The organism is Halorubrum californiense DSM 19288 (assembly GCF_000336875.1).
GTDB lineage: Archaea > Halobacteriota > Halobacteria > Halobacteriales > Haloferacaceae > Halorubrum > Halorubrum californiense.
The window spans coordinates 1-21,163 of the sequence record NZ_AOJK01000050.1; the positions used below are offsets into that span (position 1 = coordinate 1).

Below are 21,163 nucleotides of genomic sequence, written 5' to 3' on the forward strand. Positions count from 1 at the left end.
TGTGTCATAGGCAACCGAATCTTCCCGCTTCAACTCCTTTGATTTAGTGGCCTACCTCGCTGCCGTATGGCGATTCAACACAGCCATTTCAACCAGATGTGGAACGCGACCCCCGACCAGGGGGAACTCGCCGAGCACCTGCGTGAGATGCTCGCCAAACCCGAATCACGGGGGGCGGCTGCGGACCGAATCAATGAGCACGCTGGTTTAGCGCAGACGTACCGGGAGAACAGTATTGACGCGGAGCCGCGGTACAAGCCGGCGATGTTTTTCCTCAGTTACTTCTGGCATCTTCAGGCGCCGACCGAGTACCCGGTCTACTATGTGACGACTGAACACTACTTGGAGGACCACGACCGGTTCGTTCAAGATGGGGAGTGGGGTGAGGACTATGTCGAATTCATCGACACACTGGACGAGTTAATCAACCTCGCAACAGAAACAACCGGCGCTGACTGGGAGTACCGGGACATTTCGAATGCGATTTACTGGGATCAAGAACCCCGTCTAGAGTGGGAAGCGGAGGAGGAGGGGCAGGGGCCCGGAGAACCGTCCGGGGTTCACGAGGAGGTGCTCGGTGACTTCCTGCCACCGGTCGTTTCTGATCTGAGTGCTGTCGCACAGCGTGACAGTACAGCTGAAGCGGAGTATGAAGAGCAAGATAGGGATTTAGCCGTTGTTTTCGAGGAGAAGCTCCATCATTCGTTCCGGATACTCGGGTTCGACGTAGAGGAGCTCGGGCAGGGATCCGGGCGGCAGCCTGATGGTATCGCTACGGCTGTTCGGAATGACTACGCGATCATCTACGACGCGAAAGTCCGCGGAGACGGGTACTCGATATCTACTGATGACCGCGCGATTCGAGAGTACATCGAGCGGCACGCCCGGCAGTTGCGTGATCAGGGTGTTCGCCGCATCTACTTCGCTATCGTGTCCTCAACGTTCACCGACCCAGACCGCAGCACGTTGCGTGAGCTTCGAGAAACGACGGCCGTTGAGAGTATCGTGTTCCTCAGCGCGGAGTTGCTTGAGGAGCTCATGGTGCTTCGGCTCCGGGAACCGTACCTGAATCTGGACGATATCCGGGCGGTGTTCGGAACGCGAGACGGGATCTTCCACCGCGAGGAACTGAACAACGTACTCCCCGACTGGAGAGACGTCACCGTTGACGAATTCCTATAGACTATCAACATCTTCTGCCACGCGCTTCTAGTAATCATCAGGCTAGACACGTTGTAGCGTCAAGCGGCAGCAGTACGTATGCCGGCGATCCGTTCTATGTCACCGGTGTATCCAAGCCGATAGTTGGGTAGTGTTCACACGGGAGTACGGCACGTGACGAGGCGAAGTTCTTAGCGGCGCGTGGTTTGGGGGCAACGGTTACATGTGCTATATTTCGAAGTCGGCGATGAGCGCTGCGTGGTCGCTGTGATTGAGGGATTCAGGGTCGTACTCGCAGTACACCGGGTTTAGCTCTTCGGAGGCGATGATGTGGTCGAATCGTCGGTTGCCGAAGCTTTCGTCTAGTGTGTCGATGGTTCCGTACCCCCAGTGGTAGCGGAATACGTCCACCATGCCGATGTGACCTAGTCCTTTGAGGATTTGAAGCGCAGCGGTCCGCCAGCGGTCTTGGATTCGTGGGTCTTTGTCGTCGCTGAACGTGATGGGTTGCCCGTCGGGGAGTTCCGCGGCTGGCGTGTTGAAGTCGCCGGCGAGGATTCGCAACCGCTCCGGGTCGTTCGTAATCCGGTTGTAAACGGTCTCGAAGATCTTGAGTTTCTCTTCGCCTTTCATGCTGCCCGGGACGGCGCGGACGTTCCAGACCTTGATGTCTCTCCCGTTGACCGTGTACGTCGTCACTAAGATTTTCTCGGGGTAGTGCGTTGAGACGTGCTTGCGGTCCGCGTCGTCGTACGTGTCGTCGAACAATTCCAATGGGGTGTGTTCGATGCTGTCAGCGTCTCGGACGGCGGTGAGGTTGCCGTTTGTGTGACCGATGTCGCGGTGCGGTTGGACGTCGCTCTCGCGGAGTTCGTGCGCCCATGACAGCGTATCAACGATACCGTCATACCCTAGTTCGTCTCGAATCAACTCGCGGGTGAACTCCCGCCGGTACTGATTCACCTCGTTCAACAGGAGCAAATCAGGCGGGTCAGCCACCCCTGCGAGGCACTCGATTTGCGCTTCGATTTCGTCTTTGGCCTGATGTGGGAACGCGCCGTTAACGTTCCGAGTGAGGACTCGCATACCGACGTGTTCTCCTTACCAGCTCCATAATTCTTAGACGGATTTGGTGGAGTTACTTGTGCGCTTGTTGCTTCACGCTGTGTATTCGGCACGATTCCCGAGGTCTGTCACCGTGTGAATCAGTACGGGATAGGCACGGTGGTAAAAGACGAATTCTGATCGTTTTCTCACGAGTATCTCGATATCTCAGGAGAATACCTGCGTTCCAATACAAGATAAATAGTTGATTATATTATATTTTGTTTCGTATTCACCTAAGTTGTTAAATACTATTGGGCGAATATGAGACAACATGGTTGGTGAGAAAGAGTTGTGGGTCCTTTCGGTGCTCGGCGAGCCAAAGGACAGGCGGGAGTTAGCCGAGGAGTTAGGGTACGAGGAGGCGACGATATCTGATGCGTTCGGTGACTTGGAACAGCACGGGCTGATAAGCAGAGAACGGGTTGGAACGCGGTCCGTCGCAAAACCAAGTGACGCGCGGTGCGTAGAAGTGTTTCAATCGCTTACAACGTCGAATCCTCACGTTGATTTCCCGGAGCTGCTGACCTCCTCGATGCTGAATGTATTATACTACCTTGGCAGCGAAGAGCCGTGGACAGCGACGGAGCTCGCAGAGCGAACTGGGCACAGTCGGGCGACGATCTATCGAGATCTTCGGACGCTCACGAATCGAGCGATGGCGACGAAAGAACACAGTCAGTATCGACTGAGAGCGGAATTCGACGATCTCCATGTGTTCGCGTATGAGCTTCGACATCATGTCCACCGTGTCAGAACGAAGCGTGATGTCGGGGGTGCGACGATCGTCTGGGAATCTCACACCGAGTTCCTCATCCGAACAGCGACAGACGTAAACGAGGAAAACTATCATCGAACCGGGCTCGATCGGTTTGCCGAGTACGGACTCCAGTTTTTCACGACATCCGAACAGTACTACTTCTATTCGGAGGACCGGGAAGCGCTCGGTCCCGTGGAGTTCGTTTGCCACCTGCTTCTCATAGAGAACGATTCACGGCACCGGAAATACGCGCTCTTGCTCATCGCTGCGACGGAGTTGTCGGAGGAGTCGCTTGAGGAGGCGGCAACGTACTACGGCGTCGAGGACGTCGTCGTCTCGCTCCTGGAGTTTCTGCGCACCGGCGGGGAGGTCACGTCTGAGAGCACGCCAAACTGGGAGGAGTTCGAGACGCTCGCCGCTGAGTATGAGGTGAAAGTATGAGCCGTGAGCCGACGTTCGAGTCCACCGCGATCCGACGACAGTTCAGCGAACTCGCCGACCTCATCAGCGACGATCTCACAGTGTACCTGATCGGTGGCGGGGCACTGACGTTGGAAGGCCTCAAGAACGCGACGAAAGACATCGATCTCATCGTCCGGAAGGAGTCTGAGTTGAAGCAACTCTGGAGTGTACTTACTGCCGCGGGATACGAGCCGCAGGGTGACCTCGCAGAAGCGTATGACGAGTTAGAGGCGGCGTTCATTCTCGAAAAGGATCGACGCCGATTCGATGTGTTCCACAGGCAGGTGGCTGGGGTTATCCACCTGAGTGACGCGATGATTTCGCGTAGTCAGCACCTGTTCGATGAAAGAGGCTTGTCGGTTCAGACGGTATCTCTGGACGACATTTTCTTGTTCAAGGCAGTGGCGAACCGCGAGGACGACGTCGAGGACATGGTGCGCATTGCTCAGGGAGGAATTGACGACGACGTGATCGTTACAGAGATCATGACGCAGTTAGACCTGCTTGGAAGCGATGACTTCATTGGAGCGATGAAACAGAAACTGGACCGACTGGAGGACCAAGGGTTCGTATTCGACATTCACAGGGAGGTAGGCGAACTCTACGAACGAAGCCAGCACGGAACGGAAGTCAGGAACGCTGTTATTTCGCTTCGTGAACACGAGTATGATGACGACCTCTATTCAGGTGTTCCTGAGGAGGCGATTACGCGGCGGGTTGGCGAAGAAATCGCCACGTCAGGTGTTGAATGGTTGCTGAAGATCGGTGATATCGATCAAGCACCAGACGGATCGCTGGTTCTCGATCGATGAGCGGCTCGTGTGCGGGTAGTCTTTCAGATAGTTTACGTGATGCACAAGCTATACCGGCGGCTGAGTGCTACGTGGTAGTACCGCATGACGTCACTTCAGAGCCGGTTGGCGAGTCTCTCTGATGTCGATGTCGACGCGGCTGAACAGACACGTGACGCGGTGTTGTCGGAACTCGACGTGCCTAGCGACTGGGCCGTGGCCGAGGCGGACGTCGAGATCGCGCAAGACGGCACGCGAGACTGGTTGCTCCTCGTGCTCGAACACGCGTCTGACCGGGAGAAGCGTGCGTCCGTCTTTCTCCTCGCTGACTCGCACGCGTTACAGACCTACGTTGAAGCCTCTGATACGGATGAGTGGAGCGAGCCGACGCGAGACCCCTCTGATTTGCGGCTACGCTCCGCGACCGCGCGTGACTCTGGTCGGTCGAGAGTCGCTTGAGCCGCGGGTATCCCGCTGCGGTGCGTGTTCGCCGCGAGTTGATACTCGTTGTTACTGCTGCTGTGCCGGCGCGTCGCTTCCAGTTTGATCCGGGTCGTCTTGCGGCTCCGGTGCGCCGGGGTCGTACCCGGCGGCTTGGAGGTTCGAGAGGACGTCGTCGATGGTTTCGAGGGTGCGGTACAGGTTTTCGGTGGTGCGGCCGCTGGCGAGGAAGTCGGTGTTGTCCGTGGTTTCGACGAGGAGGTTGGCGTGCGCGACGTCGTTGCGGAGGTCGGTGACGTCGTGGAGACGCGAGTCCGCGGTGCCTTTCGTGGTGAACCCGCAGGCCTCCCAGCAGGTTTCGACGTTGGTGACGATCGTTTGGAGCGTGGAGAACTGCGCGTAGTGGAGTTCGTCGAGCGCGACGTTGGCGGCTTGTGCGTCCTCGTGCCGGGCTTCGATGCCGTCGAGTTCGTCGCGGGTGACGGGCGTGGTTTTCCAGTCCGGTTTGACGTCGAGGACGAGTTCGCGGAGGTGTTCTTCGAGGTAGGTGATGCGGTCGAACAGGTAGATGCGGGCCGGTGCGGTGTTCAGATCGGCGCGGGTAAGGATTCCGGTGACCTGATCGGGGCCGCCGAGGAAGTAAACGGGGTTGTCGATGAGTGCGGACAACAGGGCCGTGAACGACGTGTCGCCGCTCACCATGTAGTCGATAGTGAGTGGAGTGAGGTGGTCGGCGAGCGTGGTGCCGTCATCGTCGGTCGTGACGTCGTCTTTGTGGATGAATCCGACGGGGTCGTCATCGGCGTAGACTGGGGCGGCGTCGTACCCGTTATCGGCGAGCCACGCAGCGGCGGTACTCGGTGCCGTGTCGTGATCGAGGCGCTCGACGGAGTGTGTGGCGAGTTCGGCCGCGGTACAATCGTACAGGTCGCGGGGCATGTAAGTGCGTGTATCGGCCGCGGTTGTGAAATTAAGGGAGCAGTCGGGTGATAGCGACCGGTCGAGGCTCTCACCCACCGCAAGTTTGATGTTTCGGGAGCATATGTCTATAATTAATTATGCTCAAAGGGCATTTCTCGTCGGCGGGGGCCAGTGTCGAGTACGGGGATGCGAAGCGTCTCTTCCCCGTCGGTGAGCTGGATGCGACGGTGCGCCGGTATCGAGATGCCCAACTGGCGCTTGACGGTGTCGACGGGGCGAGCGTCATCGTCGTCGCGCCGACGAGTCTCGCAACGAGCTACCGCCTCACCCAACACGCGCTGACCGTGGTTCGTGTCGATAGTCTCTCCGGCGCGGTCCGCAGGGAGATCGACACCGCGATCGATGCGCCGATCGATGCGTTCGAACTCATCCAGATAGGGAAATGGAACAGTGACAGCCGGAACCACTCGCTCTCTGAATTCGCCGACGCCTGACCCGTATTCGGAGACGCACCGACTCGACAGATCCCTTTCACCTCCTGCCATCCAATGAGTAAGTCACTCGCTGACGACTACCCGGAAGCCGCCTCGTACATTCAGAAGGCCGTCGACGAGCACGGCGAAGACTGGGTGTTGGAGAACTACTACGAGCAACTCTACCCGCTCGGGCAGGTGATGAAGATGCCGGACAAAGAGGAACTCCCGTTTTACGATGCGGACGAACACGATGCGATGACCAGAGAGGAACGCGTGGAGATGTATCAAGCGTGGGCGGAATACCGAGAGAATCTCCGCACTGGGACGAAACCCGACGAGTGACTGCCACCCCACGTTTTTCTCACCAGTAGTCGTTGGTGACGCATGGACTCGGATAGGGCGCGTGGTGTGCTGCTCGGGGTGGCGTGCGGAGATGCGCTTGGCCGCCCGGTCGAATTCCAGTCGGCGTCCGCGATCACGGCCGAGCACGGGCGGCTCGACGAGATGAAAGGGCACGGGACGTGGAATCAGCCGGCGGGGACGATCACGGACGACACAGAGCAGGCGCTGTGTATCGCGCGGAGTCTCGTCGAGTGCGGGACGTTCGATCCGGCGGACATCGCTGACCGGTTCGTCGCGTGGTACGATACGGGACCGTTCGATATCGGGGGCATGACGCGGCGGTCGCTGCGCCGGTTGAAACGCGGTGACGCGTGGGACGAAGCGGGCCAACGCGTGTGGGAGCAGAGCCGGGAAGGACAGAACGCCGGGAACGGGAGCGTAATGCGGTGCGCACCGCTCGCCGTCCCGTACGCGACCGACTGGAACCGTCTCGTGGAGGGGAGTCGGAAGTCCTCACAGATCACGCACGCCGACCCGCGGTGTACGTACGGGTGTGCGGTTCTGAACGTAACCGTCGCAGGCCTGCTCGACGACGCGGCGACGCCGCTGAGAGACGCGCTCGACTGCGTCGGCTCGGACGCACCTGACGACGTTGTGGCGGCGCTCGACCCGATCGCTCGCGGTGCGTCCCCTGGCACGTTGGAGACGACGGGGTACGTCGTCCACTCCCTACAGACGGCACTCCACGACGGCCTCACCGCCGACAGCGCCGAGGAAGCGATCGTGACTGCGGTGAACCGCGGCGGTGACACGGACACGATCGGTGCGATTACAGGGGCGGTCGCCGGAGCACGGTTCGGCGCGTCACAACTGCCTGACCGGTGGCTCTCTGTCATCGACGAGACTGAGGAGCTGACCGAGTTGTCAAATGGACTCGTTGCCGTATCGTAGCCCTGTAGACAACGTGCGACGCAAGATATGCTGAGACCCGCTTGAGTGGATGTACCGACTCGGTCGACAGAGAGATTATACTCGCATCGCATCGAGGAGCCGATGGCTGACTCGCCGTGATATCGGTCAGTGGAGGATTTTTCCGCCGTTCATGACGATATCGTCGCTGAGTAGTCCGGCACGTAGCCCGGTGTGTAGAACCGTGCTCGGCGACCCGGTGCCGGGTTTTGGAGGTTTCATTGATGAGCACTCGGGATCTCCGGAGCACGCCCCTCATCATCGACCCGTCACCGTGTTCTGTAGATTTCATGTTCTCGGACCCGAGACCCGGAGCCCACAGTTCATAACCGAGCCGTCACCGGATTCTACAAATTCCGTTGTCGGGGAAGTGGGCTCTCCAGGCCGTGATGCTGTGCGGCACTCATCGGTCAAACCGGATCGGATTACGATCAATCGGGGCTAGGAACCTGATTCACCCCTATATGACCGACTCGCGGCCGGTCTTGACGGCCTTGAGGCAGACATTTAAATTCAATTGCTTCATACGGTGTTTAATCCGATGGTAACTGACGAATTAGAGCCGATGGGGCCTCGGGAAGCGAGGGACGACTACTTACGAGAACGGAAGGAGGACGCGTCGTTCGAGACGCTGCGAACGATACGGAAGGGAGTCAACCTCTTCGTGGAGTGGTGCGAGGAGAAGGACATTCACAATCTGAACGAGATCGGTGGGAGGCAGCTCAACAAGTTCAAGAACTGGTGTAAGGAAACGAGCGATAACAACACCGTGAGTCTCAACGGGATCCTCGGGATTCTTCGACGGTTCCTCGTCTACTGTGTCCGGATCGAGGCCGTTGCGAGCGGAACGCCGGACAAGACCCCGATCCCGAACGTTCCGGAAGACGAAGAGGTGAGCGACGAGAAGCCGACGGACGAGGAAGTCGAGGCGACATTGGAGTACTTAGAGACGTACGAACGGGCGTCTCGTCGCCACGTCGAATACAGACTCATGGAAGAGATCGGATGCCGTGTCGGGGCGATCCGAGCGATCGACATCAAGGATGTCGACCTCGAAGAGCGAGCGATTCGCTTCCGCCATCGCCCCGAGAACGACCACCCGGACGAGAAGGGCACCCCGTTGAAAAACCAGACCGACGGGCAACGGCACGGCAACATCCCGACCGACTTGGCGGAACTGATCGGCGACTACTTGGACAATCCGGACCGGCACGACGTCACTGATCGGTTCGGCCGGAAACCGCTGTTAACGACGAGACACGGCCGACCATCGACGGACACGATCCGGCGAGACTTGTACAAAGTCACTCGGCCGTGCGTCCATGCGAACAACTGCCCGCACGACCGGGACATCGACTCATGTGACGCGGTGAAGAACGCGTACGCGAGCGAGTGCCCGTCGAGTCACAGCCCGCATCCGCTTCGTCGGTATTCGATAGAGTCACAGATCGACGCCGGGGTCCCGAAAGACAGGTTGACCAGCCGCGTGGACGTCTCGATTCCCGTGTTGAACAGGCACTACGACACCCGCAGCGAGGAGCGAAAGCGGAAACACCGGCTCAAAATATTCGAGAAGTTGTTCGACGGGTACGGAGATCCGGAAGAAACGCTGGACATGGACCATGTGCCTGACAACCTGTTCAACGAGGATGAGATGATCGACCCGCAGGTGTTGTCACGGCTCCAATCGAACGATGCGGATTCAGCGACCGGCCCTGCCTCTGACGGTGCGAGGGGTAGCGAAGGGACCGAAACGGTGGACACCGGGGACAAGTCGGACGAGACACCCGAAGAGACGGATGTAGTACAGCGAAGCATAGACGAGGTCTGGCGGGGGCCGACTGCGGTGTTTGGCCCGGGAACGGCAGCGGCCTCGGCCACCGCTGCGCTCGGGTCCCGGACCGCCGGTCGGCTTCACAACGAACTCGAAGCGATGACGCCGGGAGAGAGCGGCGTCACACCTCCGAGCGCGGAACGCGCTGCGAAGGGCGTCGCCGGGTACGCGCTGTTCGTGGCGATGCTCGCGGTGAACTTCGCGTTGCTCGGGATCGTTCCCGCCTGACCGGGCGACGAACGGCCGCTGCCAAGGAGAGCGGGTACGGTACACGGAACGGTTCGACTCGCTTCGAACGTGAGTCACTCTTCAGCAGTCGCACAGGGGCCGCGGAGCGGACAAGAGGAACATCCCGGAGAATCGGCAGTACAGACTTCAGCCGCGAAGTCGAGCATCGCGTGTTGGAAGTCACTGCTTCGCGTCGAGGGGGCGAGCGCGTCGGCGAGGACGGCGATCTGGCTCTGCTCCGGTGTGACGTCGAAGAACCGGGATAGCAGTCGGCGCACGTTCGTGTCGACGGCCGCGACCCCGAGGCCGTGAACGTGTATCAGGACCGACCGTGCCGTGTACTCGCCGACTCCGTGAAGGTCCACCAGCACCGAGTGCTCGCGCGGCACGTCGCCCGCATGCCGCGAGAGGATCTGACCGGCACACTGCCGAACGTACGCGGCGCGCTTCACGAGCCCAAGCGGTTCGACAAGCCCCTTGATGTCGTCGCTCGGTGCGGCTGCGGCGGCTGCCGGTGTAGGGTATCGAGCCGCGAACGGTCGAAACACGCCCGCGACGGCCTCCGCGGTGGTCCGCTGGAGCATGATCTCCGCGAGCAGTACCTCGAACGGCGTCCGGTCGGGTTCTCGCCACGGCAAGTCGTGACGCCCGTTCTGCTCGTACCAGGAAAGCAACGGATCCACGAAGCCGCGTTGTGGGTCGAACACGAGGTTGTCTCGCCGCGTCTTCGGTGAAAAATGCGAGTCGCGCGCGAACGCCCCGGTCGTCAGATGTCGTCCAGGTACCCGCGTCGCTGTTCCATCTTCACCTCTTCGGACCGTTTGTCGTAGTGGGCGTCGAGGACTTTCCGGCTCACGTTCATTCGGTCGCTGACGACGTCGACGGGCACGTCGCTGGTGAGGAAGTGCGTGATACTCCCTCGACGGATGGCGTGCGGACTGACCGCCTCGGGGCACTTCGACTCGTCGCCCTCGCAGTCCGGGCAGGTGACGCCGCGGTAACACGGCGCGGTCACGCGGTAGATGAGTCGCCGGATCGTGTTGCCGTGCATCCTGCCGTGCGCCGTCGTGAACAGCGGTTCGCGGCCGTACTCATCGGTCTCGTCCTTCCGATGGGCCTGAATGTAATCCGCGAGTACCTCTGAGACGTCGGGCGTGAGCGCGACCGGGCGCTGACCGCTTTTCCCGTTCTTCAGGGTCGTTCCCTCGTCGGGCCGGTGGATCAGTTGAACGTAGTTCTCGTCGAGGAAAACGTCGTCCAAGTCGAGCGAGTGCGCGGATCCGACGCGGATCCCCGTCTGCCAGAGCAGCGCCATCGCCGTGTGCTCCCTCGACGCGTACTCGTACTTCGACAGGTAGTCCAAGATGTCCTGTGCGTCCTCGGCGTCGAGCGTCTCGTCGCGCTGCCGCTCTTCGGGACGGACGCGCGGGACCATCACCTTGTCGTACAGGTTCTGCGGCACCGCCTCGATCGACCCGGCCCACTTCAGGAACACGCGGAGCGTGGACATCTGCATGCGGAGCGAGAGCTTGTTCAGGTCGCCGTCATCCTTCCGCCAGAGCCGGTAGCGCTGTAAGTCCCGGCCGGTGATGTCGTTGAGGTTATCGATGTCCTCCTCGCCGCACCACCGAACGAACGGGTTCAGTCGGTATCGGTGATTCCGAACGGTCGAATCGGTACAGTCGGTCGCCTTGTGATCCAAGAACAGCTTCTGAGCCGTCCCCGGTTCGATCGGTTCGAGGTCGTCTTTGTCCGTGGTCATAGTTGTCACAGACCCCCGTTAGAAGACTCCTCGCCCGCAAAACCCGGAGAGAAGGAACCCCGCGTAGTACGCGGAATCCCCGCCCCAACCCATACCAACTTCGTACGGATTGTAACCGTGCGATTTCCTCTGCCTCAGTCTTTCTAGTGCCCGAATCGTGATCGACCCAGACGTCTCCGGGTGGAACCGACTGACGACGAGTAAGGCAGTCCACAGACTGGCTGAGCAGACCTAACCTATCCGTTTCGAAGTGGTCCACCGAAATCCAAGCTGAATGTCAGCGATCCCTGAATTCGACCGTGTAGCCGTTATTGCGGAGGGCTTCAACGAGGTCGTCGCCACGCTCGATTGTAAATTCGTGGAACGAGTTGGTGGGACTGTCCGCCGAGTACAGATCCGAGTTGATGTTGTCCGGGATCTCGTTCTGGTGGGTGTCCTCTTGGACGACGATCGGTTGACTGGGAACGTCGGGAGAACTGCTATTTTCTGGCATTTGGATACTCTCCGTTAGAGCTATTCGGCTATTTGAATTCCGATCTCGGTTCCCGTCAAGTCGCGTCAGGCGAACGTCAGCGTCTCGTCCGTGATGTCGATGTCGTCCGGGTTGCCGTTGAAGATGCCGTACGAACCGGAGATGCCGATCTGTTTGCGGTAGAGGATCGAGCCCGACGGCTCGTGTATCATCTGGAGTCGAATCCGCTCGTCGTCGGGGAAGTTACCGTCGTCGCCGGCCAGCCGACACGCCACGTCGACGTTGGTACAGTTGAGATCGGGCGGAATCGTGTCCCCATCCTGATTGTTGTGGACGATGGTCAGTCCGACGGTCTCGCCGGGCCGAAGCGACCGGTCGAGCGTTCCGGCGACCCGCTGGTTCCCGTGGTCGAGATAGACGGCGATCTCGTCGGCCTCGACGGTCTCGCCCGCGGTGTTCGTAAGCGTGATGTCCCAGCGAAACGCGCCGTAGTCCGGGGCTGAAGCGGGCGCTTCCTCGAACGTCAGATCGAGGGCAGCAAAAGTTGGCTTCTCTCCGATATCGTCCGTGACCCCGATCGCGAACACGGCGATTACGGATGCGAGGAGGACGGTGATCGTGACGAGCAACACGACGCCAACGGCCGGGCTGACCGCGCGGTCGTTGTTCGATCTGACCAGTTGGTCCATTACTGCGGTTGTTTTGTCAGTAAAATAATAATAATTGTGATCTGACTCACGTGAACTCCGGCCGGACCGATCAACGGCGGCGAGGTCACGGGAGTCAGACACACCAACTAACTTATAATCCAGCGAAAATTGAACCACGACACGGAGGACCGAGTGTGTCACAGGAGTTCCTGATCCCGCTCGTCGCCGGCATCATCGGACTCGGTGTCCTCGCACAGATACTCGCCGCCCGGCTTCGCGTCCCGAGCATCATCTTCTTCCTGCTCGTCGGGGTAACCATCGGTCGACCGGGGCTGGGGATCGTGACGAGCGAGAGCTTCGGCGACTCGCTCCCGGCTATCGTCGGGCTCGCGGTCGCGATCATCGTCTTCGAGGGGGCCTTCCACCTCGAGTTCAAGCGCATTCGGCAGGCGCCTCGGGCGGCGGTCCGCCTCGTCACGGTCGGGGCCGGCATCGCGCTGGTCGGGACCGCGGTCGCCGTCCGGGTCCTCGAAGGACTCCCTTGGGGACTCTCCTTCGTGATCGGGGCGCTGCTCGTCGCCACCGGCCCGACGGTCATCTCCCCGATTCTGGAGGTCGTCCCCGTCCGCGATCAGGTCGCGGCCGTCCTAGAGACCGAGGGGATCGTCAACGACGTGACGGCGGCGATCACGGCGGTCGTACTCTTCGAGACGGTGAATCCGACGGTCGCCGGCGAGGGGCTGATTCAGGGGTTCGCGCTCCGCCTCGGAGAGGGGCTGCTCGTCGGCCTCGTCGTCGCGGGGATCCTCTATTACCTGCTCCGCTACGTCGACCTCTCGCCCGGGGCCGCACCGCGGAACGCGCGGCTGCTCGCCCTCGCCGGCGCGCTCGCCGCATACGCGGGGGCGAACCAACTGGCGAGCGAGGCCGGCGTCGCCGCCGCCGCCACCGCCGGACTGGCCCTCGGGAACGTGGATATCCCGTACAAAGACGAGATAACCGACTTCAAGGGCGACATCACGCTGCTCGTGCTGGCGTTCGTGTTCATCGCGCTCGCCGCGCAGCTGCCCCCGGCGGCGATATTCGACGTCGGGCTCGCGGGGCTCGGCGTGGTCGTCGTAGTCGCGGTGGTGATCCGGCCACTGCTCGTGTTCGTCTCGACGGTCGGCGACCGGTTCACACTCTCCGAGCGGCTGTTCATCAGCGCGATCGGTCCGCGCGGGATCATCCCCGCGTCGGTCGCGACGCTGTTCGCCACCGAGCTTCGGGCGGCCGCCACGGAGCTCAACGACCCCGCGCTGGCCCAGCAGGCGGACCTGCTGATCGGGACCGTGTTCCTGGTCATCTTCGTGACCGCCGTCGTCCAAGGCGGGCTGGCGCGGTACATCGCGCAGTACCTCAACGTGATACCCATGAGAGTCATCATCGTCGGAGGCGGACAGGTGGGCCGCGCGCTCGCCGAGCGCCTCGAAGACCGCGGCGAAAACGTCGTCATCATCGAGGAGGATGACGCGACGGTCGAATCGCTCCGCAACGACGGCTTCGCCGCCGTGATCGGCGACGGAACGGACACGGAGGTGTTGCGCAAGTCCGGTGCCGAGAACGCGAAGATCCTCGTCGCGGCCACGGGGGACGACGACACGAACCTGCTGGTCGCGCAGCTCTCGAAGACGAACTTCGGCGTCGAGAAGATCCTCGCAAAGGCGAACAACTCCGACAACGTCGACGCGTTCGAGGACCTCGGCGTGAGTACGATCTCCGCCGCGATGTCGGCCGCGTGGGCCATCGACAATCAGATCGAGCGACCGGACCTCGCTCACTGGATGACCGACATCGGGGAAACGGGCGACGTCCAACAGATCGAGGTCACCAACGAGGAACTGATCGGCAAGCGCGTCCGCGAGGTCGGCCCGATGCTCCCCGACGGCTGCCTCATCGCCGTCCTCAGCAACGGTGACAGCGACTCCGTCGCGGTGCCGAGCGCGGACACCGTCGTCAACCGCGGCGACCACGTCACGCTGCTCGGTCGACGCGAAGCCGTCCGAGGGGGCATGGAGTTAGTCCAAGCCGACTGAGCCGGGCCGGGCGACGCCGCCGCGCCCGAGAGTTCGTCTCCTCTTCGGTCCGACAGGCGGTCCGTCTCCGCGGTCGGCCGGGGTTCACACGGAAGAGAAGTACGACTGCCCGAACCGAAGGAGGTCGCGGTCGAACTCCTCCGGATCGTCGATCCGGAAGTGGAAGAGTCGGTTGCGCATGTCGCCGATTTCGAGCACCAGTTCGCGGATCACGTCCTGCTGGTCGTCGAAGATCGGTTCGAACTCCGCCCAGTGGATGGAGATGAACTGGGCGTAGTGCGCGTAGCTACAGTGGTCGACGGACGCCGGGGTCGGCAGCGGGTGGTCTTCGTCGAACGTCGCGGCCAGCTCCTCCGACAGGCCGTCGCCGAACGCCCGCCCGAGGATCTCGCGCAGCCGCATCTCGATCGACTCGATCAGCAGGAACGGTTCGAGCATCCGCTTCAACCGCGTCAGGAGGTCGTAGTCCGTCAGGATGTGCCACCCCTCACCCCTGTCGACGACGATGTACGTGTGCTCGGCGAGCGCGTCGAACACCGCGAGGACGGGCTCGTCCTCGCTGACCGTGTGGGCGTCCTCGACCGCCGCCCCGACCGAGACCTTGTCCAGCGTCTTGTGGCCGACGTCCAGTTGGTGGAACGCGAGCAGCGTACGGACGACCGACCGGTAGGTGACGATCCCGACGAGTTGGCCGTCGCGTTCGACGCCGACCTGCGTGTAGCCGTTCTCGAACGTTCGGCGGAGCGCCGATTCGAGTTCGAGATCGTACTGGACGGTCCGGAGTCGGTTGTCGATCGGGAGGTCTGCGATCGTGTACATGGATAGCTGTCGTGTCGTCGCGTGGAAAGCTACGTGGTTCCGCGCAGCCGCGCGGCGGTTTCGTTCACGGCTGACGCCGGAGCTCTGAGTCGACGTACGAGGCGATGGAGACGCGCGTCGCCGCCGCGGCGCTCTCGCGATCGGTCGTCGCCCGGGCGTACATCGCGCCGTTGACCGTCGCGAGGATGTGCTCGGCGACCCGTGACGGGTCGACGTCGCGGAACGCCCCCTCGTCGATGCCGCGCTCGACGATGTCCCGGATGGTGGCCGCCAGCCGGTCGTCGATCCGCGTGAACTGCTCGCGGAACACCTCGTTCGTCACGGCCTGCGACCGGAGCCCGACCAGCACGGCCTGCAGCTGGTGCTGCTCCTCGTCGGGCTGGAGCGGGAGGAGCTTCTCGATGACGTGTTCGAGGTCGGCCGTCGGCTCGTCGCCGGTCTCGGTCGCGATCGTCGCTTCGAACCTGTCGACGGCGAACTCGAGGAACGCGACCAAGAGGTCGTCCTTGGCGTCGTAGTGGTAGTAGATGGCGGCCTTGGACTTCCCGAGCTCCGCGGCGATCCGAGAGATCGACAGCCCCGCGTAGCCGTGTTCGAGCAGCGCCCGGTAGGTCGCCTCCATGATCTCCTCTTCAGCGGCGCTCCAGTCACGCTCGGGCGCGTCGGCGACCATCGTCAGTCCGACCCCCGCTCGGTCGGCCGCCCGCCCTCGGCGGGGTCGACGGCCTCGAGCTCGGTCGTACACCAGTGACAGAATCCGATGTCCGGGTCGACCGGCTTCCCGCAGGCGGGACACGTCGGCGGTTCGTCGGCAGCCGTCGCGTCCGTCGCGTCCGTCGCTCCCGCCGCGTCGGCCGCCCGATCGCCGTCGGACCGGCGCTCGGCGGTCGCGACGAGGTAGGCGTCGACGACGCTGGCGGCGCTGACGAGGACGATCGGGAGCAGCGAGAACGGGTCGGCGAGCGTGCCGGTGCTCAGCGCGGACAGCGCCGACTCGGGGACGAACAGTACCGTCGCCGCGTAGGTGGCCGAGAGCCACCCGATCGCGCGGAGCCAGCGCCGGAGATACAGGTGTCCGAGCCCGGTGGCTAACGTCCCCAACACGGCGGCGAGCAGCGGATTCTTTCGGAGCGAGACGCGTGCCATACCGTATACTGAACGTTCGGTAGGTAAAAGCGCTTCGTCCGTGTCGCGACGCGCGAGTCGGAGCGCAGCTTCAGACACTGATCGACGGTTAAACCGCCGATATTGGCCCTCAAGTGGCTCTCATCCAAAGTGGAGACGACGGCGAGAACGCCTCGCGTTCGGCGACGCCTCCGGCCGAAAGGTTAATACTTACCGAACGTTCAGTAAGAGCCACGGGCGAACAGACGCCCTCGACCGAACCATGACCCGCGAAACCCGATCCGCCGACGAATCGACGGCACCGTGGCACGACCGCCAGCTCGCCCGCTGGGACGACGAATCGTCCCTCTACGAGGCCGTCACCGACGCCGTGTCGAGCGCCACCGGGACGGCCCGCTCGACGGTCGCGTCTCAGTACGACCGAGCGCACGCGGTCGCCCTCAGCCGGCTGTTCGGCGAGAGCGAGGGGACGGCGACGCCCTCGACCGGGGTCGTCAAGTTCGTCCTCTCCGAGTGCGTCGTGTCGGTCCACAGCAGCGGACAGGTCTCGGTCAGTCCGGTCGGCGAGACGGCCGCCGCGGACAACTGAGACATCGCGGAGCGGCCGCGACGCCGAACGGTGCGTGTCGATTCGCACCTTTCAGTGGTCACCGACCGTTCCGGACGGGTGACCGAACGCTAGACAGCCGCTTCCTCTCGGGGCTGCCGGGTCCCGGTACCTGAAGAGCTTTGAGCCGCCGGCGGGACCGGGACATCGATCATGAACGGAATCGACGGCAAGACGGCGCTGGTTACCGGCGCGGGCTCGGGCATCGGTCGCGCCTCGGCGCTGCGCTTCGCCGAGGAGGGCGCGAGCGTCGTGGTGGCGGACATCGCGACCGCCGAGGGGCAAGAGACGGTCGAGCTGATCGAAGACGCCGGCGGCGAGGCGACGTTCGTCGAGGTCGACGTGGCGGACACCGACTCGGTCGAGCGGATGGTCGACATCGCGGTCGAGACGTACGGGAGCCTGGAGTTCGCGCACAACAACGCCGGCATCCTGACCGACTTCGTCGACGTGACGGGGATATCCGAGGCGCGCTGGAACCGGATCATCGACGTGAACCTGAAGGGCGCCTGGGCGTGTCTGAAGGCCGAAATCCCGGTGATGAAATCGCAGGGCGAGGGCGCTATCGTCAAAACCGCGTCGGAGGCCGGGCTCGTCGGGATGCCCGGGCTCTCAAGCTACTCGGCGAGCAAACACGGCGTCGTCGGCCTGACGAAGTCGGTCGCGCTCGAACACGCCGAGCAAGGGATCCGAGTCAACGCGGTCGCCCCCGGCCCGACGAAGACGAACATCCAGTCCGGCCTGCTCGGCGATGGGCCCGGCGGTTCGACGCCCTCGCTCCGCGACCGGTTCCGGACGGCGATACGTCTGATCCGGACGGCGATACGTCTGATCCGGACGGCGATACGGACCATCCGCGCGGACTACGACACGTCGGCGATGCGCGACGTGCCGATGGACCGCATCGCCGACCCCGAAGAGATCGCCGGCGCGGTCGCGTTCCTCTGCTCGTCGGACGCCTCCTACATCACGGGACACACGATCCCGGTCGACGGCGGACAGGCGGCAGACTGAGCGCGCTCGCCGTCTCGGCCTCCCGCGTCACCAGTCCCGCGACACCGGCGTCTCGCTCGCGTCGACGTTCTCCAGCAGCCACGCCGCGGCCGCGTCGAGCGCGTCGTCGTCGGTCGCGGTCACCTTCAGCCGGTTGTGGTCGGCCTCGCGGTCGGGGTAGCAGCCGACAGCGACGTCGAACCGGTCCATCGCCTCCTCCAGGGCGGCGATGATGTTCGACTCGGGCTCGACGGTGTAGAGGAACCGCGAGCGCCGATCACCAGCGAACTCGTCGGCGACCGCCTCGAACGTCGCCTTCAGTTCGTCGGGGATGCCGGGCATGACGTACACGTTCTCGACGACGCAGCCGGGCGCGAGCCCCGCGTCGGTCACGAGCGGGCGGCTCCCCTCCGGAACCGACGCCTCGGCCTCGATGTCGACATCGAACTCGCGGTCGGGGACCCGCTCGCGGATCGCGGCCAGCCGCCGCTCGACGGACTCGCGCGTGAGGTCCGTGGGGGTCATCTCGCTGTCGAACGCGTCCGCGACCGCCTCCATCGTCACGTCGTCCGGTGTGCTGCCGATGCCGCCCGTCACGATCACGGCGTCGAAGTCCGCCGCGTACTCCCGGACCCGCGCCGCTATCTCGGCCCTGTCGTCAGGGATCGAGAGGATCCGCGGCACGGCGACGCCGCGCTCGCTCAGCGCCGCGGCGAGCCAGTTGGCGTTCGTGTTCACCGTGTCGCCCGAGAGCAGTTCGTCCCCGACCGTGATCAGCGCGACCTCCATCGATCCGCCGTACGTCCGGGCGACGGATGTACGTTTCCCGCCGCCGAGGGGGAGTTGGGACACGTCAGGTAAGCAACCACCAGAAGGGCTAACTATGCGGTTTGTCTACCTCAATTTACACCCTCCCCCCCCACGCAGTCGAAAACGTAGAGAGAGCGTTCAGCGTCACCCGGGAGTTCCTGACTCCCCTCACCGTGCGCCGCTGGCTGAAGCTCGCGGTCGTCGCGTTCTTCGTCGGGGGTGGCGTAAGCTTCCCGACGGCACAGTTCAGCGCGTCGGCACCGCCGGGAGACATCTCTACCGATGAGATACCCTCCGACCTTCCGGTCGACCTGCTGACGCTCGTCGTCGCGGTCGTCGCCGTGGGACTCCTGCTCCTCGCCGTGGTCGCGCTGATCGGATCGGTCATGGAGTTCGTGCTGATCGAGTCGCTCCGCACCGGCGAGGTGACGCTCCGACGCTACTGGCGCCGGCGGTGGCGGCAGGGGCTCCGCCTGTTCGGCTTCCGGGTCGCGATCGGACTCCCGACGCTCGCGCTGTTCGCCGGCTGGATCGCACTGCTCGTCGGTCCCGTCCTTACCGGACGCGATCCCTCGTTCTCCGCCGCGACGTTTCTCGTCGGGATTCCCCCTGTTGGGTCTCGTCGGCGTCGCGTACGCGTTGGTGTCGGGGTTCACGACCGCCTTCGTCGTACCGCTCATGGTCCAGTCGGACTCGGGCGTGCTCGCGGCGTGGCGTCGCCTCTGGCCGTCGATCAGGAGCTCGTGGAAACAGTACCTGGCATACGTCGCGGTCGCGTTCCTGTTGACGGCCGCGACCGGGGTCATCGTCTCCGTCGTCGTCGGTATCGTCGCGGTCGTGCTCTTGATCCCCATCCTCGTCGCGGCCGCGGTCGTCCACGTAACCGTCTCGTTAGCTTCACCGATCGGACTCGCCGTCCTCATCGCGCTCGCAGTCCTGTTCCTCGTCGCGCTGCTCGTCGTCGGGACGCTCTCACAGGTCCCCGTCGTGACGTCCCTCCGGTACTACGCGCTGCTCGTGCTCGGCGACATCGAGGAGTCGTTCGACGTCCTCACCGATCGGCGGCCGTCGGTCGCGGATCGGTGACGAGGCCGGCTCAGCGACACAGCGCTGCTCGGGACCGTGACGGTTCTGTGAACCCCGCCGAGCGGCCAAGGGGCGGTCAAAACAGCGACTCCAACTCGCCGTCGCTGTCGATCAGCTCCGCGAAGCGGTCCTCGCTCTCGTCGGTGATCTCGCCCAAGTTCCGTTGCGCCTCGATCGCGACCTGCTGAAGCTCCTTGACCCGCGGGACGTTCGTCACGCCGCCGAGCAGCACGAGCGCCGCGACCGTCCCCTCGCCGCGTCGCGGGTAGTCGCCGCCGCGGACCTCCATCGAGCCGGTCTGCTCTTCGAGCCACTTGCGACCGTGCTCGATCCCCTTCCGGTTGAGATACGCCGGCGGCCCGGCGACGACGAGCAGCGCGCGCTCCGTGCCGCTCACCTCGCAGGGCAGGGTGAGCCGACCGAGCGTCGCTTTCCGGACGAGGCTCGTGACCCGGTTGGTGGCCTCCGTGCTGTCGATCCCGGCGGTCGAGTCGTCGCGGAGCCGCGACAGCAACCCCGAGCGCTTCGGTTCGTCCACCTCGACGTCGGCGTACCCCAGCGAGGAAATGCCGCCGCCTTTGAGCGTGTTGATGATCTCGGAGGAGTCGACCACGCTCTCGGCGACGTCGCTCCCCTCGGTGATTTCGCCGGCGCTGAACAGCACGCCGAACCGCTGGACCAGCTCCCTGTTGATCGCGTCGAACCCCTCCCCGACGGACTCGCCCGAACTGCGCCACGCGTCGTTGTCGAACAACAGGAGGTTGTCCACCTCGTCGACGAACGTCTTGAGCGATCGAGCGGCGTTCAGCGTGTAGATCCCGCCCTCGTCGCTGCCGGGCAGAATGCCGAGCCCGTAGACGGGTTCGGTGTAGATCCGTTTGAGGTTCTTCGCGATCACGGGTGCGCCGCCCGACCCCGTCCCGCCGCCGAGCCCCGCGACGACGAGGAACGCGTCTATCTCGTGGACCGGCACCGAGTCGAGCGCCCCCCGGATCTCGTCGATGTCCTCCTCGGCCACTTCCGCGCCCAGTTCGTTGTCCGCGCCCACGCCGTGGCCCTTGACTCGCGACTGCCCGATCAGGATCCGGCGGTCAGCCGGGAGGCGGTCGATGCCGTCGAGATCCGCTTTCGCCGTGTTGACCGCGATCGCTCCCCGAACGATGTCCGCGCCCGTCTCCGCGTCGTAGGCCAGGAACTCGTCGACCACCTTCCCGCCCGCCTGTCCGACCCCGATCAATGCGTGTTTCATGTGAACACACCGCACGTATCTACGCG

At 63.2% G+C, this 21,163-nt stretch carries 23 protein-coding genes and 1 pseudogene; 13 read left to right on the forward strand and 11 right to left on the reverse strand.

Annotated elements, in window-relative coordinates; translation table 11 throughout:
- The first annotated feature begins 66 nt into the window (after positions 1–66).
- Entirely contained in the window at positions 67–1,182 is a 1,116-nt protein-coding gene (locus tag C463_RS09840; RefSeq protein ID WP_008443287.1) for a restriction endonuclease FokI C-terminal domain-containing protein, read from the forward strand.
- A gap of 207 nt (positions 1,183–1,389) precedes the next feature.
- Here the strand turns inward: C463_RS09840 and C463_RS09845 are convergent, their stop codons facing one another.
- Positions 1,390–2,247 carry an endonuclease/exonuclease/phosphatase family protein gene (locus tag C463_RS09845; protein WP_008443288.1) on the reverse strand — a complete coding sequence of 286 codons (858 nt, stop codon included), beginning with the start codon at positions 2,245–2,247 and terminating at the stop codon, positions 1,390–1,392.
- A 292-nt stretch (positions 2,248–2,539) separates the two neighbouring features.
- Between C463_RS09845 and C463_RS09850 the strand changes: the two genes are divergently transcribed.
- From C463_RS09850 to C463_RS09860, 3 genes are all read left to right on the forward strand, one after another.
- A complete protein-coding gene (locus C463_RS09850) occupies positions 2,540–3,466 on the forward strand; it encodes a helix-turn-helix domain-containing protein (RefSeq protein ID WP_008443289.1) in 927 nt (308 codons plus the stop codon).
- The gene (locus C463_RS09855; protein ID WP_008443297.1) at positions 3,463–4,299 is read left to right on the forward strand and encodes a DUF6036 family nucleotidyltransferase; all 837 of its coding nucleotides are present in this window, start codon (positions 3,463–3,465) and stop codon (positions 4,297–4,299) included. Before C463_RS09850 ends, C463_RS09855 begins: the two co-directional genes overlap by 4 nt.
- Before the next feature lie 84 nt (positions 4,300–4,383).
- The gene (locus C463_RS09860) at positions 4,384–4,737 is read left to right on the forward strand and encodes a hypothetical protein (protein WP_008443298.1); all 354 of its coding nucleotides are present in this window, start codon (positions 4,384–4,386) and stop codon (positions 4,735–4,737) included.
- A gap of 51 nt (positions 4,738–4,788) precedes the next feature.
- On the opposite strand, the gene C463_RS09865 is transcribed toward C463_RS09860, so the two are convergent.
- Entirely contained in the window at positions 4,789–5,658 is an 870-nt protein-coding gene (locus tag C463_RS09865; RefSeq protein WP_008443299.1) for a CBS domain-containing protein, read from the reverse strand.
- 119 nt (positions 5,659–5,777) lie between these two features.
- Between C463_RS09865 and C463_RS09870 the strand changes: the two genes are divergently transcribed.
- From C463_RS09870 to C463_RS09885, 4 genes are all read left to right on the forward strand, one after another.
- Positions 5,778–6,134, forward strand: a complete 357-nt coding sequence (locus C463_RS09870; protein WP_008443300.1) for a hypothetical protein — start codon at positions 5,778–5,780, stop codon at positions 6,132–6,134.
- Between the two features lie 54 nt (positions 6,135–6,188).
- Entirely contained in the window at positions 6,189–6,458 is a 270-nt protein-coding gene (locus C463_RS09875) for a hypothetical protein (RefSeq protein ID WP_008443301.1), read from the forward strand.
- Between the two features lie 42 nt (positions 6,459–6,500).
- Positions 6,501–7,409 (forward strand): ADP-ribosylglycohydrolase family protein, encoded by a 909-nt coding sequence (locus tag C463_RS09880; protein ID WP_049905794.1) that lies wholly within the window; start codon positions 6,501–6,503, stop codon positions 7,407–7,409.
- A gap of 559 nt (positions 7,410–7,968) precedes the next feature.
- On the forward strand, positions 7,969–9,489 hold the full coding sequence (locus tag C463_RS09885) for a tyrosine-type recombinase/integrase (protein ID WP_137695628.1): 1,521 nt from the start codon (positions 7,969–7,971) through the stop codon (positions 9,487–9,489).
- 74 nt (positions 9,490–9,563) lie between these two features.
- Here C463_RS09885 and C463_RS09890 read toward each other — a convergent pair whose 3' ends face one another.
- From C463_RS09890 to C463_RS09905, 4 genes are all read right to left on the reverse strand, one after another.
- A complete protein-coding gene (locus C463_RS09890; protein WP_008443304.1) occupies positions 9,564–10,196 on the reverse strand; it encodes an A/G-specific adenine glycosylase in 633 nt (210 codons plus the stop codon).
- Between the two features lie 59 nt (positions 10,197–10,255).
- Complete coding sequence (locus tag C463_RS09895) at positions 10,256–11,251, reverse strand: tyrosine-type recombinase/integrase (protein ID WP_008443305.1); 996 nt, start codon at positions 11,249–11,251, stop codon at positions 10,256–10,258.
- A gap of 277 nt (positions 11,252–11,528) precedes the next feature.
- Positions 11,529–11,744, reverse strand: a complete 216-nt coding sequence (locus C463_RS09900; protein WP_008443306.1) for a hypothetical protein — start codon at positions 11,742–11,744, stop codon at positions 11,529–11,531.
- A gap of 65 nt (positions 11,745–11,809) precedes the next feature.
- Positions 11,810–12,412, reverse strand: a complete 603-nt coding sequence (locus tag C463_RS09905) for a type IV pilin (RefSeq protein WP_008443307.1) — start codon at positions 12,410–12,412, stop codon at positions 11,810–11,812.
- Positions 12,413–12,567: 155 nt separating this feature from the next.
- On the opposite strand from C463_RS09905, the gene C463_RS09910 reads away from it, so the two are divergent.
- The gene (locus C463_RS09910) at positions 12,568–14,448 is read left to right on the forward strand and encodes a cation:proton antiporter domain-containing protein (protein ID WP_008443308.1); all 1,881 of its coding nucleotides are present in this window, start codon (positions 12,568–12,570) and stop codon (positions 14,446–14,448) included.
- 84 nt (positions 14,449–14,532) lie between these two features.
- Here the strand turns inward: C463_RS09910 and C463_RS09915 are convergent, their stop codons facing one another.
- The 3 genes from C463_RS09915 to C463_RS09925 all read right to left on the reverse strand — a co-directional run bounded on the left by C463_RS09915 (position 14,533) and on the right by C463_RS09925 (position 16,413).
- Positions 14,533–15,267, reverse strand: a complete 735-nt coding sequence (locus C463_RS09915) for a CBS domain-containing protein (protein ID WP_008443309.1) — start codon at positions 15,265–15,267, stop codon at positions 14,533–14,535.
- A 64-nt stretch (positions 15,268–15,331) separates the two neighbouring features.
- Entirely contained in the window at positions 15,332–15,940 is a 609-nt protein-coding gene (locus tag C463_RS09920) for a TetR/AcrR family transcriptional regulator (protein WP_008443310.1), read from the reverse strand.
- A 2-nt stretch (positions 15,941–15,942) separates the two neighbouring features.
- Positions 15,943–16,413: a DUF7575 domain-containing protein gene (locus tag C463_RS09925; protein ID WP_008443311.1), complete on the reverse strand. Its 471-nt coding sequence runs from the start codon at positions 16,411–16,413 to the stop codon at positions 15,943–15,945.
- Positions 16,414–16,654: 241 nt separating this feature from the next.
- Here C463_RS09925 and C463_RS09930 point away from each other — a divergent pair, with 241 nt between their 5' ends.
- Positions 16,655–16,981, forward strand: coding sequence for a HalOD1 output domain-containing protein (locus tag C463_RS09930; RefSeq protein WP_008443313.1), 327 nt, complete (start codon positions 16,655–16,657; stop codon positions 16,979–16,981).
- Between the two features lie 171 nt (positions 16,982–17,152).
- Entirely contained in the window at positions 17,153–18,013 is an 861-nt protein-coding gene (locus tag C463_RS09935; RefSeq protein WP_008443314.1) for an SDR family NAD(P)-dependent oxidoreductase, read from the forward strand.
- Between the two features lie 27 nt (positions 18,014–18,040).
- Here the strand turns inward: C463_RS09935 and C463_RS09940 are convergent, their stop codons facing one another.
- Positions 18,041–18,781 carry a competence/damage-inducible protein A gene (locus tag C463_RS09940; protein WP_008443315.1) on the reverse strand — a complete coding sequence of 247 codons (741 nt, stop codon included), beginning with the start codon at positions 18,779–18,781 and terminating at the stop codon, positions 18,041–18,043.
- Between the two features lie 101 nt (positions 18,782–18,882).
- Here C463_RS09940 and C463_RS20315 point away from each other — a divergent pair.
- A pseudogene (locus C463_RS20315) lies at positions 18,883–19,344 on the forward strand (DUF7544 domain-containing protein); the annotation flags it as partial.
- 100 nt (positions 19,345–19,444) lie between these two features.
- Complete coding sequence (locus C463_RS19685) at positions 19,445–19,888, forward strand: DUF7544 domain-containing protein (RefSeq protein WP_449271963.1); 444 nt, start codon at positions 19,445–19,447, stop codon at positions 19,886–19,888.
- 76 nt (positions 19,889–19,964) lie between these two features.
- Here C463_RS19685 and C463_RS09955 read toward each other — a convergent pair whose 3' ends face one another.
- Positions 19,965–21,137, reverse strand: coding sequence for a tubulin/FtsZ family protein (locus tag C463_RS09955; protein WP_008443318.1), 1,173 nt, complete (start codon positions 21,135–21,137; stop codon positions 19,965–19,967).
- Positions 21,138–21,163: the final 26 nt, after the last annotated feature.

What these genes read in the sequence shown, in the direction of transcription:
- C463_RS09840 (WP_008443287.1), top strand. Translation starts at nt 67, where the DNA reads ATGGCGATTCAACACAGCCATTTCAACCAGATGTGGAACGCGACCCCC.
- C463_RS09905 (WP_008443307.1), bottom strand. Translation starts at nt 12,412, where the DNA reads ATGGACCAACTGGTCAGATCGAACAACGACCGCGCGGTCAGCCCGGCC.
- C463_RS09850 (WP_008443289.1), top strand. Translation starts at nt 2,540, where the DNA reads ATGGTTGGTGAGAAAGAGTTGTGGGTCCTTTCGGTGCTCGGCGAGCCA.
- C463_RS09915 (WP_008443309.1), bottom strand. Translation starts at nt 15,267, where the DNA reads ATGTACACGATCGCAGACCTCCCGATCGACAACCGACTCCGGACCGTC.
- C463_RS09920 (WP_008443310.1), bottom strand. Translation starts at nt 15,940, where the DNA reads ATGGTCGCCGACGCGCCCGAGCGTGACTGGAGCGCCGCTGAAGAGGAG.
- C463_RS09880 (WP_049905794.1), top strand. Translation starts at nt 6,501, where the DNA reads ATGGACTCGGATAGGGCGCGTGGTGTGCTGCTCGGGGTGGCGTGCGGA.
- C463_RS09925 (WP_008443311.1), bottom strand. Translation starts at nt 16,413, where the DNA reads ATGGCACGCGTCTCGCTCCGAAAGAATCCGCTGCTCGCCGCCGTGTTG.
- C463_RS09860 (WP_008443298.1), top strand. Translation starts at nt 4,384, where the DNA reads ATGACGTCACTTCAGAGCCGGTTGGCGAGTCTCTCTGATGTCGATGTC.
- C463_RS09955 (WP_008443318.1), bottom strand. Translation starts at nt 21,137, where the DNA reads ATGAAACACGCATTGATCGGGGTCGGACAGGCGGGCGGGAAGGTGGTC.
- C463_RS09845 (WP_008443288.1), bottom strand. Translation starts at nt 2,247, where the DNA reads ATGCGAGTCCTCACTCGGAACGTTAACGGCGCGTTCCCACATCAGGCC.
- C463_RS09875 (WP_008443301.1), top strand. Translation starts at nt 6,189, where the DNA reads ATGAGTAAGTCACTCGCTGACGACTACCCGGAAGCCGCCTCGTACATT.
- C463_RS09870 (WP_008443300.1), top strand. Translation starts at nt 5,778, where the DNA reads ATGCTCAAAGGGCATTTCTCGTCGGCGGGGGCCAGTGTCGAGTACGGG.
- C463_RS09885 (WP_137695628.1), top strand. Translation starts at nt 7,969, where the DNA reads ATGGTAACTGACGAATTAGAGCCGATGGGGCCTCGGGAAGCGAGGGAC.
- C463_RS09940 (WP_008443315.1), bottom strand. Translation starts at nt 18,781, where the DNA reads ATGGAGGTCGCGCTGATCACGGTCGGGGACGAACTGCTCTCGGGCGAC.
- C463_RS09895 (WP_008443305.1), bottom strand. Translation starts at nt 11,251, where the DNA reads ATGACCACGGACAAAGACGACCTCGAACCGATCGAACCGGGGACGGCT.
- C463_RS09935 (WP_008443314.1), top strand. Translation starts at nt 17,153, where the DNA reads ATGAACGGAATCGACGGCAAGACGGCGCTGGTTACCGGCGCGGGCTCG.
- C463_RS09865 (WP_008443299.1), bottom strand. Translation starts at nt 5,658, where the DNA reads ATGCCCCGCGACCTGTACGATTGTACCGCGGCCGAACTCGCCACACAC.
- C463_RS09900 (WP_008443306.1), bottom strand. Translation starts at nt 11,744, where the DNA reads ATGCCAGAAAATAGCAGTTCTCCCGACGTTCCCAGTCAACCGATCGTC.
- C463_RS09855 (WP_008443297.1), top strand. Translation starts at nt 3,463, where the DNA reads ATGAGCCGTGAGCCGACGTTCGAGTCCACCGCGATCCGACGACAGTTC.
- C463_RS09930 (WP_008443313.1), top strand. Translation starts at nt 16,655, where the DNA reads ATGACCCGCGAAACCCGATCCGCCGACGAATCGACGGCACCGTGGCAC.